Below are 13631 nucleotides of genomic sequence, written 5' to 3'. Positions count from 1 at the left end.
GTTTTTGTGTTTTTCACTTACATAAAGTAAACGATAGCAAGGTATTGCAGGGCAGAGGCCGCTAGAATGAAAAGGTGCCAAATCATGTGGAAGTAGGGCTTCTTTTGAGCATAGAAGCCGGCTCCTACAGTATAGCAGAGGCCACCAGCCAGCATGAGTCCCCAGAAGACAGGTCCAGTTTGACCGATAATCTGCGGAATGATAAAGACCACCAACCAGCCCATAATCAAATAGAGAGCCAAGCTGAATTTTTCATTGACCTTCTTAGCGAAAATCTTGTAGAGAATGCCAAAGATGGTCGTGCCCCACTGGATGGCAATGATGAGATAGCCAAACCAGTTATTCATCAGTGACAGCACGACTGGCGTGTAGCTGCCAGCGATGGCGATGTAAATCATGGAGTGGTCGATAATCCGCAGGATATACTTGTGGGTCGAGCCATAAGACATAGAATGGTAGACAGTCGAAGACAGGAACATGAGAAAGAGGCTGATGACAAAGATAGAAGTCCCGACCGCAGCCACTAACCCGTGTCCTTCATAGCTATAAATAGCTGAGATAGGCAACAGAATCAGCATGAGAACAGCCCCAACTGCATGGGTAACGGCGTTAGCAATTTCCTCTCCAAAGGATAGTTTTTTACTGAGTTTAAGCGCGTAGTTCAAGGTTTTCTTCCTCCTCATTTGGTACTTGGATTAGGGATAAGGTCTTTTGATAGAGTTTGACTGTCTGGCAGGCAGTGGAAATGATGGGTGCTACCTCTGGCTTGCTACCGTTCATATAGTCAACGAAGTCATCATAAAGTTCTCGCGAATCTGCTAATTTATGCAGCATATTTAAAGTAGCTGAAATTTCCTGGATAGAAAAGACCGTTTTTAAGGTCGTAATGGCAATCAAGCGTGCTACCTGACGACGTTGGTATTTTTTCTTGACCGGCTTGGCAATATAGCCATGCTTGACGTAGTTGTTAATCATAGAAGCGGTCAGTCCCTTGTCAGCAGCTGAAATGGAAGAGCCACAGACATTGTTCACATAGAGCAGAACTTGGTCTAAATATAGGTCCAGTTCTGGTAATTCGTCCCACTTGGGAAAAACTTGTTGAGCGTTCAAATCTTTATCACTTTCTTATCTAGTCTTTATAACTAGATGATAACATCTCTGTAAATCAAAGTCAAGCAAAAAATAGAATGTCCCTTTGAAATTTGATATAATTTTAAAAAGAAGAAAGGGAGGTTTCAGATGAAAAAACAAACAATCTTTGATATGGCAGCCTTCCTAGTCAGTCTGATTTTTTGGTCTTGGCTCTATATGCGCTTTTTTTATGTCTACGTAGCCGTCGTCTTTTACAAGAATCAGCCAGAATGGAATCTGCTGATACCAGCTTCTATCATCCTGACTTTTACAGCTATCAGCTCACTTTTTATTCGTGGCCTCTATAGTCGGCACATTCCTCGTTGGCTGGTGCTAGCTAGTTACACCCTCTATTTTCTCATTCTATTCTATGCCCTCTTTTTGAAAAATATCGGCAGGCAAGGCTTCAGTCTAGACCTGCAGTCTTTTACCTATAATTGGATTTATGGAGATAAGCTGCTACCCACTATGAATATCATTATGTTCATTCCGCTGGGATTTCTCTATAAAATCTCTTGGAAACATGTGGCTTATTTTACCTTGGCTATTAGTATGGTTGAGGGGAGCCAATATCTCTTTCACCTTGGTATTTTTGACTTGGGTGATGTCTTGACCAATCTGCTAGGCTTCATCATCGGCAGCTATCTGCTAGAGACAGCCTTGGGAAAATGGGTTGTCCGCCATATTCACTAAATGAAAGAAGGAAACTATGAAAATTCTTATCCCAACTGCGAAAGAGTTGAATCTAACTGCGCCATCTGCAATCCCGAATCTACCTTCAGCACAAACTCAGGCTGTGTTGGATGAGTTGGCAGCCATGTCAGTAGCTGACTTGGCATCATTTTATAAAATTTCCCCAGAAAGAGCGGAGGTAGAGTGGCAAGCCATTCAGGCTTTGCGAGAAGGAACTGCGCAGCATGCTCCAGCACTTTATCTTTTTGACGGCCTCATGTACCGCCATATCAAGAGAGAGGGTTATACTGAAGAAGAGAGTCGGTATATCGAGAAGCATCTTGCTATCACATCAGCCCTTTACGGTGTCATCCCGGCCCTGGAGCCCATAGCGCCCCATCGCTTGGACTTTATGATGCCGCTTAAGTTAGATGGGAAGAGCCTCAAGGCTTTTTGGAAAGAAGCTTATGACCAAGCTCTGGCAGAAGATGAGGTGATTCTCTCCCTCCTGTCCAGCGAGTTTGAAATAGTCTTTTCTAAGAAAATCCGCCAGCGCATGATAGGTTTCAAGTTTCTGGAAGACCGAGGCGGCAAGCTGAAAGTCCATTCGACTATTTCTAAAAAAGCGCGAGGTGAGTTTTTAACAGCTCTAATAACTAACCAAGTGACAGAAGTTGAACGGATGAAGAAATTAAACTTTGCAGGATTTAGCTACCGACCTGATCTGTCTAGTGAACAAGAATTGGTTTATGTTAAGGAAGTGTGAAAATAAAAATCAAGTCAAGTACTATCTATGCTCAGAATGCTATCAGTGAATTGGTTGGAGTAGATACAAGCGACAGGCAAAATCGGCAGGTAGAGTTTAGCTATACTACTGATGTTGCTGGGATGGAAGCAGGCCGTCAGGCATGCAATCAAAGAGTAAAATGTTAAAAAATGAAAAACTATTATAAAAACAAACCAACTCAAGCTTTCTTAATGCTCATAGTTCTTATTTGGTCAATATACGAGATTGGTGCGACCAGTCTGGCTAGCAATTCGGCCTTGGCCAAGGAATTCATGCATAGTCGGTACGTTATGGTTTGGCCAATGGTAGATAAGAAGGCAACTCTTTATCACTATGCGGAAGAATGGACTAGTAACATTTTGGATGGCATTATGCATCTAGACTATGAAAATATAAAAATGACCTGTTACCCTAGTAAATATGATGATCAGGTCTCCGCTCAATACAATCATATTCCTAATAAGGAAAATTACGCGATTTCATTTCCTTTAGACGGATCGTTGTCCAAATCAAATTTTTCGACATTAGACACTAGATACTATCTCATACCAAAGAATGCTGCTATTGTGGAGCAAAAGACGGGTAAGACTATTGAGGAATTAACTCATGAGATAGGGTATGCAAGGAAAAACTTCTTGTCAGCTCTTGGAAAGATGAAAATCCTTCGTTTGATCTATTTGATTCTTCGTATGATAGTACTGTTACTATGTATCAGGTGGTCGGGTCAGCAGAGAAAACGGAAAGAAGATGAAATCTTGCAGAATGGATAGAGTCCTAATATGATATGGGGTCTATAAAGGAAATAAAGAATGATAACTTCAGTAATTTTTATTGCAACTCTAATATTCCTTTTGCATCATACTAACATCAGTTCAGCTTAAAAATGGACAAGTAAAAATTATGATTATTAACCGTTATCCTCTTTATGATAGCAAGGGTGAAATTGGGTATTTAGACTATTCCGGTTGTGTATATCCTTTTGGTATGACGGATAATCAAGCTTGCTTCTTTAACCAAGAAGATATTGAAAAAATTTGGTTTGAGGGGTATATAGATGGATCAGAAGAGAAAATGCTAGCAAAAATAGAAGATAAATTATCTCAAATTCCTTATCCTAAATATTCTTTAAATGATTTGAAATAGAAAAGATATTCATCTGATAGATAAGTTCTAATCTTTCTTAGGAGAAAAAATGCTGAGATTTAAAAATATGCTAATTTTTATTTGTTTTGTTGTTTTTCTAGTTGTTGGAATTAAACTCTATTTCAATGATCAAAGTCACAAAGAATTTCTTCAGCTGAAAGAAGATTTTAAACGGGATGATAAAATCACAGTTTTAGAGCAGCTAATGGCATCAGAAAAGTATGCAACTGACATTCGCAAAGCAGGCTATATTATCCAGCCAGATGGAGCTATTCGCCTGGATGGGGGAATCAATCCCTTAGAAATAGAAGGGGATTTACATTTGAAGATTGCGTACCCAGGCGGGAACGAAGTAATAGTTTTTTTTGAAACTGAGTTTGATGGGACAATAATAAATTGTCAATATATTTTAAACGACAATCTGAACATAGTTCGCAGTTACTATTCTCAAATAAATAAACAAAATATAAATGAGCAAGTGAGCATCTCACAATCCGAAGAAGCCCGCTTGTTGAAAATTGTTCAAGATGAGATTGATGGTTTTGTGAAAAAAATGTATCAAACTTTGTATGGTTAAGGCTGTCTACTTGCTCTTGTCAATAATGCATTCTAAAAACCCCTCGCAATTATTTGCGGGGGTTAGTGTCTTATAAGTTTTCTTTTCTTTTTATAATCTTCTCTTTTTAGTTAAGGGCTGCTAAAAGAGCATCAGCCTGTGCTGAGAGTTCAGCAAGTTTGTCTTCTGCGACAGTCAGTTGACCAGTTCCCCATGCTTCTGGGTTGATACCAACACCTGTGAATGGCTCTACCACATTCATACGGATGAAAGGCAGCAGGCTGCGGTAGTGCTTGAATACTTCATCTGGTGATGTGCCGTTAGCTACAGATGAAACAGTAACAACCTTAGCATTCAGAGCAGATGGGCCAGTTGGGTCTGACAAATCCAGAGCGCGTGAAGCCCAGTCCAAAAGGTTTTTCACTACTCCTGGAATAGCCCAGTTGTAAACAGGTGAGAAAATCCAGATGGCATCAGCGGCCAAAATTTCTTCACGAACCTTAGCAACAGCAGCTGGAGCAGGACTTTCGATGTCTTGGTTGAAGAATGGTACATCTTTGTAATCAAGATATGAAACTTCTGCCTTGCCAGTCAAAGCTTTTTCAGCTTGCTCAGCCAATTGGTGATTGAAAGAACCTTGACGAAGCGAGCCGACGATGAATAATACTTTAGACATTGCATTGTCTCCTTTTTTATAATATAAAGAGATATTTCTCTTGTTACAATATATGTTACAACATTAATCACTAGTTAGCAATTATTTAGCTCATTTTTTTGAAATTTTTTAGAATGCGAATCAAATCTTGTTTATCGACTTCTTCGAGAATGGAAAGAGCTTGCTGAATATTTTTGATATGATCAGGCAGTGCGGCTTCAATTTTAGCTCTGCCTTGTTCCGTCAAGCCAATCAAAAAAGCCCGACGGTCATTGGGGTCGCAGGTGCGGACAATCCAGCCGTCGCGTTCCATATTTTTGATGACGACAGTCATGTTGCCAGAAGTAGCCAGTATACGGTCAATCAAGTCCTGAATGCGCAGCTCTCCTTTGCTGTATAGGGTTTCTAAGACGGAAAACTGAGTAGGAGTCAAATCATGCTTTTTAAAAATTTGGGCTTCAATGGCACGGATAGTTCTTGCTGCCTTGTGAAAGACAATCATGGTTTTCAAATCAAGCAGAGTTTCTTTGCTTAAATCGTCTGTAATCTTCATAACAATATTTTACCAATAAATAGTATCTTATGCAAGGATATTGCTTTAGAATTTTGAGAATATTCTCATAAAAAAAAGATAGAAAAATAGGAGTATTTGTAGTATAATGACGGAGTGAAATATAAAAATAGAAATAAAGCCAGTTTTCCAATTTGGCAGTACCTTATCGGTATTTTTATCGTTCTCAGTGTTCTTGTATTTTCATTTTTTGCAGTTTTGCAAGTATCTATGCAGCCGAGACAGTCGGCTAAGGAAGCAAGCAGCCGCTTGGCCAAGGAATATGCAGATCTTGAAAAAGTGGATTCTTTTGCCATCTACAATGGGCAGGAATCCTACTACAGTCTGCTTGGCAAGACAAGTAAGGGTGTCAAAAAAGCTGTTTTGATTGCCAAAGATTCCAATGAGATTCGGGTCTATCGACTGGACCAAGGTGTCAGTCAGGCTGAGGCAAAGAGCATTGCCAAGGAAAATGGAGCAGGAACTATTGATAAGGTGACCATGGGCTATTTTCAGGATCAGCCCATCTGGGAAGTCAAGTCGGGAGGCACCTACTACCTGATTGGTTTTGAAAGCGGACAGTTGGTCAGCAAGGAGGGACTATGAAATTATCAAATCGTGTCTTAAAGATGGAAGAAAGCGTGACTTTGGCAACAGCAGCACGAGCTAAGGCTTTGAAAGCGCAGGGGCGGGATATTCTGTCTCTGACTTTGGGAGAGCCGGATTTTCCAACGCCTAAGAATATCCGAGATGCGGCTGTGGCTGCCATTGAGGATGGGCGTGCTAGTTTTTACACAGTGACCAGCGGTCTGCCAGAGCTAAAAGAAGCAGTGGTGGAGTATTTTGCCAACTATTACGGCTACACAATCCAGCCTAATCAAGTGACTGTGGCAACCGGAGCTAAATTCTCCCTCTACACCTTCTTTATGAGTGTGCTTGACCCAGGTGATGAAGCTATCATTCCGACGCCTTATTGGGTAAGCTATGGCGACCAGATTAAGATGGCCGAGGGGACTCCTGTTTTTGTCCAAGCCACAGAGGAAAACAATTTCAAGGTGACGGTGGAACAGCTAGAAGCTGCTCGTACTGAAAAGACGAAGGTCTTAGTTTTGAACTCGCCGTCCAATCCGACGGGTATGATTTATACAGCAGAGGAGCTGCTGGCGATTGGAAACTGGGCTGTAGAGCATGATATTCTGATTTTGGCAGATGACATTTATGGACGTCTGGTTTATAACGGTAATACATTTACTCCAATTTCCAGTCTGTCTGAGGATATTCGCAAGCAGACGGTGGTTATCAATGGTGTCTCTAAGAGCTACTCCATGACAGGCTGGCGGATTGGCTACGCAGTTGGTGAGCCAGAGATTATAGCAGCTATGAGTAAGATTGCAGGTCAGACGACTTCTAACCCGACAGCAGTGGCTCAATATGCAGCTATCGAAGCTCTGACTGGCAGTCAAGATACGGTTGAGACGATGCGTCAGGCCTTTGAAGAGCGTCTGAATACCATCTATCCGCTCTTGGCTCAGGTGCCAGGATTTGAAGTAGTCAAGCCACAAGGGGCCTTCTATCTCTTTCCAAATGTCAAGAAAGCCATGGAAATGAAAGGATGTACCGATGTGACCGAGTTTACGACAGCTATTTTAGAAGAGGTTGGCGTGGCTCTGGTGACCGGAGCAGGCTTCGGTGCTCCAGAAAATGTCCGTCTTAGCTATGCGACGGACTTGGATACGCTCAAAGAAGCTGTTCAGCGCCTGCAGCAATTCATGGAGAGTAAATAGAGCTCATAATCTTACACTGCTTTCGAAGATTTATAAACGATAAATAAGGACGGACTCAGAGTTCGTCCTTTTCAGTCTCTCTAAACTGCATTGGCAAATAGTTTGACAAAATGGTAAAATAATATAGAATTTATAAAAACGTTTTCAAGTTTTCTGGTCGAATTGAGAAAATTTTGTTCAGAAAATAAAAGCTGGGAGCAGTTATATTATAGCTGCTAGGGCTTGCAAACAGGAGTGAAAGGAGAAGGATATGAAACGACATTTATTTTTCTTATTCATGGCAGTCAGTTTGGTTTTATTGGCTGCTTGTTCTGTTGTTGATTCAGAGCAAGGGTGGACCACAATTTCCCAGTCTAAGCCGGGTGAACCAAGTTACAGCCTACAAGCAAAAGATAATAGGTACCGGATTCTTTTTGAGGAGAATGCCTCGACTCGTATGGACTGGTACTTAAATAATTATCAGCCAGGTTTAAATTTAAAGATGCGAACTTTAAATAGTAAACATTTGAAAAATACTGTTGGTGGATCTGCAAAGCAGGAGCTTTCTGGGAAGGGATATGCGGACTTTACGATGGTTTATGAGACTAGTTACAAACCGCAGATTGAGCGAACCTATTTTAAAGTACATATTGAAGTCAATGATAAGAAAGATGTAGATACTAAGGAAAGCAGCATGACCTTTGATAAAACTGAAAAGGTTGATATAAAACAAGAATAAAAGCGAAGAGCAGCTACTAATAAAAAGAGAGGATGAACTCAGCGTTCGTCCTTTTCAATTTATTTTTGACTGTACTGGCAATGAGTTAAATAAAATGGTAAAATAATATAGAAAGATATGGAAGCGTTTTTCACTCTAGTCACAATCAGCAAGTTTTAGCAAGGATAAATGTTAATTGGCTTCGCTTAGAATTCAGCTGATGACGGATTTAAACAATAGTGGAAGGAGAACAATATGAAAGGTCGTTTGATTTTCTTATTATTGCTAGGCGGTCTAGTCTTGCTAGGAGCTTATGTTTTCTTTAATTCAGAGGTGGGTTGGACCACTATTTCCGAATCCAATGGCTATAGTCTGCAAGTCAAAGGTCATCGCTATCGTATCCAATACTATGAGAATGATTCGGCCCGAATAGACTGGTATTTGAACAATTACCAGCCAGAATTAAATTTGAATATGAGAATCTTAGAACGTCCAACTGCACCTGGTTCTTACACTAAGGAGGAGATATCTGGACTGGGTTCTGCACGCTTTTTGATGGTTTGTAGAACTTGGGGTTCTGCAGAGAACAGTCAAAAGTTTTTAATTAAACGTGCCTATTATAAGGTTGATATTAGACTTAATAAAAAGATGGAAATAGATACTGAGAAGAGCGGTATGACCTACTGGAAGACGAAAGAAGAGGTAAAGGATGATCCGCCTATTGATTAAATAGCAGCTATCAATGCTAGATTTAGTTAGTAGAAGTAACTTTCTGATAGAAATCACCACACGACTTATAAATTTGAGGAGTATTTAGTTGAAGACGACGGTGTTTCGGTGTATAATAAAAGAAGTCCATTTGGTCTAGCCCTGCATTCTATTGACTTGCAGTGTGTTCCTCATGGTCTTTTTACTTAAGTAATAATAGGGATGAAGATTATTTTGTACAAAAGGAGATAAAATGGGTTTTATCAGAAAGGAAATAGGGGAAAGAGAGAAGAAGCTTCTTGAGGATTTTTCTATTGAAGAAAAAGAACTGGCTCTGCCATTTTTACTAGAGGATGAGAAGAGAGGAATTTTTCTCTGCGTCAAGCAATTTCGTATTGGGGAAGGGAAATATCAAGTCTTAGCCATGATGCTCGGTGGCCATTTGCTTGAATTTCGCCTAGAAGAAGAGCGGGCCGATAGATATCCAGTTCGCAATGAGGAAGATCAAAGTGTAAAAGGTCTATCAACAGAAACAATCTCCCAGCTTGTGATTCCCAAGGTTTTAAAAGGACGAGAGGACAAGATCGTAACAGTGATTCAACATGCCCTGTCGCAAATTAACCCTTATTATGATACAAAGATAAGGGAAGTAAACCACGTGGAGTACAGATAAAGAGGAGATAAGATATGGGATTATTAGAAAAGTGTCTGGATTTTTTACCGACTAGGCGGGCTGTCAGTGACATAGAAGAAGATATGAGCTGGGAGGAAGAATTTACCCCTAAAAGAGTTCATCATAAAGCAGTCAGTAGTAGCCCTCAGAAGGAGACTGAGGGAACAGCGACTCTTCCTCAAGAAGGAAGTTGGAAATTCGTGCATGAGATGATTTCTGAAGAAGGGATTGAGCTTTTAAAGAAGGCTGGTATTGATGACGAGCTAATCTTTGAGACGGGCGATTGGGTTGCAGATTATGATTTGGGGATTTATCTGGTCCTTTATCGCTTTGGTGGCAGAACCAACTGGAAGAAGACTTATAAGCTAATCTTGCAAGGACAGGTGATTGAATTTAAGACTAAGACCATTTTTCATCAGCAGGATTTTTCTTATGAAGATGGGGAATTCACCAAGGGAGTGATTGTCAAAAATGTCTCCAATATGCTGCTGCCTTTGGCTTTCGAAGGTCAACAGCAGCGCGTGCTCCATATCATTCAAGCAGCTCTCTCAGCAGCTAGCCCAAGCTATGATACGGTCATTTACAGGGCGAACTTTGATTTGGTTTAGGAGGGGAAGATGATATATATTACAAGAGAAGATGTTTTGACTTGGCTGGACAAACATGAGCCTGTGGCCAATCGTCAGAAGGACATTGCGGCTTTTCATAAAGAACTGTCGTTTCGTCTGCAAAGAATGGATTTTCGACCGTCTACCAGTTCCAAAGATCCTCAGAGAAATGTTTGTGAAGATCCTGACCAAGAGCTCACTGTAGCCTTTACTCAGGATGGGGAGGGGAATTATGCGACGATCGATCAGAGTCCTGGAGGTCAGATTCTCAGTGATCAGCGCTTTAAGATGGCTTTGAAAAAAGTCTTGAACTATGATGATGATATGGTTGATCGACTGCTTTATGGAACGAAAAATTAGTCCTCTTATTTAGAGAGAGTTATCCGCCAGCCTTTAGGAGGCTGGTTTTTTAATTTTTCTGAGATTTAGCCTCTTCAAGGATAGCTATTGCAATCGCTTTATGGTAAAATATAGAACAGATGTCCAAAAGATTTGTCTTGAAATAAAGTGACATTTAGCAACCAATCTAGGAGGCAGATATGATTGATCATTTTGGGATTACAGTCAAGGATTTGGAAACCAGTAAGCTCTTTTATCAGAAAGCTTTAGAGCCATTGGGCTACAAGATTGCCTTTGAAATTCCTCAGGCAGTAAGTTTTGCAGAACCTCGGACAGCTCCAGCTGGAGATTTTTGGTTAAGTCATGGGCAATCAGATGCATCTCATTTTGCCTTTCGTACGGAGACTAGGGAGCAGGTGGATGCTTTTTATCAAGCGGGTCTAGCAGCGGGTGGTCAAGATAATGGTGCTCCGGGTATTCGTCCCCAATATCACCAGCCTTATTATGCAGCCTTTGTCTTGGATCCGGATGGTAATAATGTCGAGGCAGTCTGTCATAAAGAATAAAAAAATAGAAAAGAGAAAAAACGTGTCAAAGAAAATCGTAACAATTATTGATGTGAAAAATTATGTTGGTCAAGAAGTGACCATCGGTGCTTGGGTTGCCAATAAGTCCGGTAAGGGTAAGATTGCTTTCTTGCAGCTGCGCGATGGTTCTGCTTTTTTCCAAGGGGTGGCCTTCAAGCCTAACTTCATTGAGAAATTTGGCGAAGAAGAAGGATTGGCGAGGTTTGATACGATTAAAAAGCTTAGCCAAGAAACTTCTGTCTATGTGACAGGGGTTGTCAAGGAAGACGAGCGCTCAAAATTTGGCTACGAGCTGGATATTACAGACATCGAAATCATCGGCGAGTCAAATGACTATCCAATCACGCCTAAAGAACATGGAACGGACTTCCTCATGGACAACCGTCACCTGTGGCTGCGTTCTCGTAAGCAAGTGGCTATGATGCAAATCCGCAATGCCATTATCTACGCTACCTATGAATTCTTTGACAAGAATGGCTTTATGAAGTTTGACAGCCCAATCTTGTCAGGAAATGCAGCAGAAGACTCAACTGAGCTCTTTGAAACAGACTACTTCGGAACTCCAGCATACTTGAGTCAGTCAGGTCAGCTTTATCTGGAAGCTGGTGCCATGGCTCTTGGTCGTGTCTTTGACTTCGGTCCTGTATTCCGTGCCGAAAAATCAAAAACTCGTCGTCATTTGACGGAGTTCTGGATGATGGATGCAGAGTATTCATACTTGACGCATGATGAGTCACTTGACTTGCAAGAAGCTTATGTTAAAGCCTTGATCCAAGGTGTTCTTGACCGTGCTCCTCAAGCTTTGGAAACACTGGAACGTGATGTAGAACTCTTGAAACGCTATATTGCTGAGCCTTTCAAGCGTGTTAGCTATGATGAAGCGATTGACCTCTTGCAAGCTCATGAAAATGATGAGGATTCGGACTATGAGCATCTGGAACATGGAGATGACTTTGGTTCACCACATGAAACATGGATTTCAAACCACTTTGGAGTACCAACCTTTGTCGTGAATTATCCGGCAGCCATCAAGGCTTTCTACATGAAACCAGTTCCTGGAAATCCAGACCGTGTCCTTTGTGCGGACCTACTGGCACCAGAAGGCTACGGTGAAATCATAGGTGGTTCTATGCGTGAAGAAGACTACGATGCGCTCGTTGCTAAGATGAATGAACTTGGTATGGATACTTCAGAATATGAATTCTACTTGGATCTTCGTAAGTATGGAACAGTCCCTCACGGTGGATTTGGTATCGGTATCGAGCGTATGGTAACCTTTGTAGCAGGGACTAAGCATATCCGTGAAGCCATTCCATTCCCACGTATGTTGCACCGTATTAAACCATAAAACAAATCAAACGCCCATGGGGCGTTTTTTCAAAGCACTAGAAAGAAGAGGTGGAGATCATGTAACGAGAGGATTAACAAGTGACAAAGGATAGAAATGAAAAAACACTTGTTAAAGGAGAAAGTATGTTTAAAAGAAGTTATCGGAAAAATATCGGTCTTATGGCCGGAGTAGAATTTTTTGCCTTTCTAGGCATTACTAGTTTTTGGATTTTATTTCTAATTCAAAATGGTATGTCCCTCTGGCAGATTGGGCTTTTGGAAAGTATTTTTCATGCGACTAGCGTTATTTGTGAAATTCCTTCTGGGATGTTGGCGGATCGCTTTTCCTACAAGACCAATCTTTATCTGAGCCGGATAGCTGGGATTGTGTCTTCTGTTCTCATGTTGGCCGGGCAGGGGAACTTTTGGGTTTATGCATTGGCTATGGTGATTAGTGCTTGGTCCTATAATTTTGATTCAGGGACAAGTGCAGCCATGGTCTATGATTCATCTGTGGAAGCCGGACTCAAGGAACGTTACCTATCCATCTCCAGCTTTATGTCTGGAGTGGCTGAAGCGACCAGGTCTTTGGGAACGGTCTGGGCTGGATTTTTTGTCCATGGACAACTGCACCTGACCTACTACATCATGATTGGCACCTCTATCATCGTTCTTTTCTTGACTTGGATGCTGAAAGAGCCAAGTGTCAAGGCAGAGAAAGCGGAGCGCCTGACTATGAAAAAGATTATCTGGGCTGTCAAAGAGGAGTTGCAGAGGAATCCTAGCCTTTTCATCTGGATGATTCTGTCCCAAATCATCGGAACACTCATGTGCATGTTTTATTTTTACTACCAAAATCAATTGCCTGACTTAAAAGCTTGGCAAATTTCAGCGGTCATGCTGATTGGCAGTGCTTTGAATATCTTAGCGGTATATCTGGCGAGTATGATTGGAAAGAAATATTCTGCCTTGAAACTTTTTCCTTCAGTAGTCCTTCTAACTGGAGCAAGCTACCTGCTGTCCTATTTTGGCACACCGATCATCTATATTTTGATTTATCTAATCAGCAACGCCTTGTATGCTCTTTTTCAGCCGATTTTTGACAACGATTTACAAAAGCAGCTGCCAAGTGAAGTACGGGCGACCATGCTCAGTGTTTATTCTATGATGTTCAGCCTGAGTATGATTGTCATCTTCCCTCTGACAGGCTGGTTGATTGATTACTTTGGCTTCGACTGGACTTTTATAGCTTGGGGCAGCTTTTTATTAGCATCGACACCTTTTTTGTATATGGGTCTAAAGAAAATAAGCCAGAACTTACAAGAAGTCTAATATCAATGTTCTCTTTCTGCTGGTCAGAAGGAGAATATTTTTTACCCTTTGAAAATTATGGTAAAATAAATACAGTTTAA

General features: G+C 41.1%; 20 protein-coding genes. 16 read left to right on the top strand and 4 right to left on the bottom strand.

The window, feature by feature from the left end:
* Positions 1–17: 17 nt before the first annotated feature.
* Together trhA and SSV_RS06360 are read right to left on the bottom strand one after the other, a co-directional pair.
* The gene (trhA, locus tag SSV_RS06365; protein ID WP_002900134.1) at positions 18–665 is read right to left on the bottom strand and encodes a PAQR family membrane homeostasis protein TrhA; all 648 of its coding nucleotides are present in this window, start codon (positions 663–665) and stop codon (positions 18–20) included.
* A complete protein-coding gene (locus tag SSV_RS06360) occupies positions 649–1110 on the bottom strand; it encodes a DUF1836 domain-containing protein (RefSeq protein ID WP_072074138.1) in 462 nt (153 codons plus the stop codon). The genes trhA and SSV_RS06360 overlap by 17 nt, the downstream gene beginning before the upstream one ends.
* 129 nt (positions 1111–1239) lie before the next feature.
* On the opposite strand from SSV_RS06360, the gene SSV_RS06355 reads away from it, so the two are divergent.
* The 6 genes from SSV_RS06355 to SSV_RS12095 all read left to right on the top strand — a co-directional run bounded on the left by SSV_RS06355 (position 1240) and on the right by SSV_RS12095 (position 4310).
* On the top strand, positions 1240–1824 hold the full coding sequence (locus tag SSV_RS06355; protein ID WP_072074137.1) for a VanZ family protein: 585 nt from the start codon (positions 1240–1242) through the stop codon (positions 1822–1824).
* 16 nt (positions 1825–1840) lie between these two features.
* Positions 1841–2569, top strand: coding sequence for a peroxide stress protein YaaA (gene yaaA, locus SSV_RS06350; RefSeq protein WP_072074136.1), 729 nt, complete (start codon positions 1841–1843; stop codon positions 2567–2569).
* Positions 2566–2736, top strand: a complete 171-nt coding sequence (locus tag SSV_RS12100) for a hypothetical protein (protein ID WP_176693576.1) — start codon at positions 2566–2568, stop codon at positions 2734–2736. The genes yaaA and SSV_RS12100 overlap by 4 nt, the downstream gene beginning before the upstream one ends.
* Positions 2737–2781: 45 nt before the next feature.
* The gene (locus SSV_RS06345) at positions 2782–3360 is read left to right on the top strand and encodes a hypothetical protein (protein ID WP_255297045.1); all 579 of its coding nucleotides are present in this window, start codon (positions 2782–2784) and stop codon (positions 3358–3360) included.
* A gap of 130 nt (positions 3361–3490) precedes the next feature.
* Positions 3491–3733 carry a DUF4176 domain-containing protein gene (locus SSV_RS06340; protein ID WP_080983539.1) on the top strand — a complete coding sequence of 81 codons (243 nt, stop codon included), beginning with the start codon at positions 3491–3493 and terminating at the stop codon, positions 3731–3733.
* A gap of 49 nt (positions 3734–3782) precedes the next feature.
* Positions 3783–4310, top strand: coding sequence for a thiol-disulfide isomerase (locus SSV_RS12095; protein ID WP_176693575.1), 528 nt, complete (start codon positions 3783–3785; stop codon positions 4308–4310).
* A gap of 106 nt (positions 4311–4416) precedes the next feature.
* Here SSV_RS12095 and SSV_RS06330 read toward each other — a convergent pair whose 3' ends face one another.
* On the bottom strand, positions 4417–4965 hold the full coding sequence (locus tag SSV_RS06330) for an NADPH-dependent FMN reductase (RefSeq protein ID WP_072074133.1): 549 nt from the start codon (positions 4963–4965) through the stop codon (positions 4417–4419).
* An 85-nt stretch (positions 4966–5050) separates the two neighbouring features.
* The gene (locus SSV_RS06325) at positions 5051–5497 is read right to left on the bottom strand and encodes a MarR family winged helix-turn-helix transcriptional regulator (RefSeq protein WP_072074132.1); all 447 of its coding nucleotides are present in this window, start codon (positions 5495–5497) and stop codon (positions 5051–5053) included.
* Positions 5498–5611: 114 nt separating this feature from the next.
* Between SSV_RS06325 and SSV_RS06320 the strand changes: the two genes are divergently transcribed.
* The 10 genes from SSV_RS06320 (at position 5612) to SSV_RS06275 (ending at position 13551) form a co-directional block, all read left to right on the top strand.
* On the top strand, positions 5612–6100 hold the full coding sequence (locus SSV_RS06320) for a cell wall elongation regulator TseB-like domain-containing protein (RefSeq protein WP_009659456.1): 489 nt from the start codon (positions 5612–5614) through the stop codon (positions 6098–6100).
* On the top strand, positions 6097–7278 hold the full coding sequence (locus SSV_RS06315) for a pyridoxal phosphate-dependent aminotransferase (protein ID WP_072074131.1): 1182 nt from the start codon (positions 6097–6099) through the stop codon (positions 7276–7278). The genes SSV_RS06320 and SSV_RS06315 overlap by 4 nt, the downstream gene beginning before the upstream one ends.
* 250 nt (positions 7279–7528) lie before the next feature.
* Positions 7529–7996 (top strand): hypothetical protein, encoded by a 468-nt coding sequence (locus tag SSV_RS06310; RefSeq protein ID WP_072074130.1) that lies wholly within the window; start codon positions 7529–7531, stop codon positions 7994–7996.
* A 234-nt stretch (positions 7997–8230) separates the two neighbouring features.
* The gene (locus tag SSV_RS06305) at positions 8231–8704 is read left to right on the top strand and encodes a hypothetical protein (RefSeq protein ID WP_072074129.1); all 474 of its coding nucleotides are present in this window, start codon (positions 8231–8233) and stop codon (positions 8702–8704) included.
* 232 nt (positions 8705–8936) lie between these two features.
* Positions 8937–9356 carry a hypothetical protein gene (locus SSV_RS06300; protein ID WP_002895228.1) on the top strand — a complete coding sequence of 140 codons (420 nt, stop codon included), beginning with the start codon at positions 8937–8939 and terminating at the stop codon, positions 9354–9356.
* A 14-nt stretch (positions 9357–9370) separates the two neighbouring features.
* A complete protein-coding gene (locus SSV_RS06295) occupies positions 9371–9964 on the top strand; it encodes a hypothetical protein (RefSeq protein WP_072074128.1) in 594 nt (197 codons plus the stop codon).
* Positions 9965–9973: 9 nt separating this feature from the next.
* Entirely contained in the window at positions 9974–10324 is a 351-nt protein-coding gene (locus tag SSV_RS06290) for a hypothetical protein (RefSeq protein WP_072074127.1), read from the top strand.
* A 179-nt stretch (positions 10325–10503) separates the two neighbouring features.
* The gene (locus SSV_RS06285; RefSeq protein WP_072074126.1) at positions 10504–10869 is read left to right on the top strand and encodes a VOC family protein; all 366 of its coding nucleotides are present in this window, start codon (positions 10504–10506) and stop codon (positions 10867–10869) included.
* Positions 10870–10891: 22 nt separating this feature from the next.
* Positions 10892–12238: an asparagine--tRNA ligase gene (asnS, locus tag SSV_RS06280; protein ID WP_072074125.1), complete on the top strand. Its 1347-nt coding sequence runs from the start codon at positions 10892–10894 to the stop codon at positions 12236–12238.
* Positions 12239–12363: 125 nt separating this feature from the next.
* Positions 12364–13551, top strand: coding sequence for an MFS transporter (locus tag SSV_RS06275; protein ID WP_072074124.1), 1188 nt, complete (start codon positions 12364–12366; stop codon positions 13549–13551).
* The last annotated feature ends 80 nt before the right edge of the window (positions 13552–13631 follow it).

The sequence above is a fragment of the Streptococcus sanguinis genome (assembly GCF_001078705.1).
GTDB classification, from domain to species: domain Bacteria; phylum Bacillota; class Bacilli; order Lactobacillales; family Streptococcaceae; genus Streptococcus; species Streptococcus sanguinis_D.
This window is presented reverse-complemented; position numbering and strand designations above follow the sequence as displayed.

Coding starts and splice junctions, on each gene's coding strand:
- SSV_RS06355 (WP_072074137.1), top strand. CDS start 1,240: ATGAAAAAACAAACAATCTTTGATATGGCAGCCTTCCTAGTCAGTCTG.
- yaaA (WP_072074136.1), top strand. CDS start 1,841: ATGAAAATTCTTATCCCAACTGCGAAAGAGTTGAATCTAACTGCGCCA.
- SSV_RS06345 (WP_255297045.1), top strand. CDS start 2,782: ATGCTCATAGTTCTTATTTGGTCAATATACGAGATTGGTGCGACCAGT.
- SSV_RS06340 (WP_080983539.1), top strand. CDS start 3,491: ATGATTATTAACCGTTATCCTCTTTATGATAGCAAGGGTGAAATTGGG.
- SSV_RS12095 (WP_176693575.1), top strand. CDS start 3,783: ATGCTGAGATTTAAAAATATGCTAATTTTTATTTGTTTTGTTGTTTTT.
- SSV_RS06330 (WP_072074133.1), bottom strand. CDS start 4,965: ATGTCTAAAGTATTATTCATCGTCGGCTCGCTTCGTCAAGGTTCTTTC.
- SSV_RS06325 (WP_072074132.1), bottom strand. CDS start 5,497: ATGAAGATTACAGACGATTTAAGCAAAGAAACTCTGCTTGATTTGAAA.
- SSV_RS06315 (WP_072074131.1), top strand. CDS start 6,097: ATGAAATTATCAAATCGTGTCTTAAAGATGGAAGAAAGCGTGACTTTG.
- SSV_RS06310 (WP_072074130.1), top strand. CDS start 7,529: ATGAAACGACATTTATTTTTCTTATTCATGGCAGTCAGTTTGGTTTTA.
- SSV_RS06305 (WP_072074129.1), top strand. CDS start 8,231: ATGAAAGGTCGTTTGATTTTCTTATTATTGCTAGGCGGTCTAGTCTTG.
- SSV_RS06300 (WP_002895228.1), top strand. CDS start 8,937: ATGGGTTTTATCAGAAAGGAAATAGGGGAAAGAGAGAAGAAGCTTCTT.
- SSV_RS06295 (WP_072074128.1), top strand. CDS start 9,371: ATGGGATTATTAGAAAAGTGTCTGGATTTTTTACCGACTAGGCGGGCT.
- SSV_RS06290 (WP_072074127.1), top strand. CDS start 9,974: ATGATATATATTACAAGAGAAGATGTTTTGACTTGGCTGGACAAACAT.
- SSV_RS06285 (WP_072074126.1), top strand. CDS start 10,504: ATGATTGATCATTTTGGGATTACAGTCAAGGATTTGGAAACCAGTAAG.
- SSV_RS06275 (WP_072074124.1), top strand. CDS start 12,364: ATGTTTAAAAGAAGTTATCGGAAAAATATCGGTCTTATGGCCGGAGTA.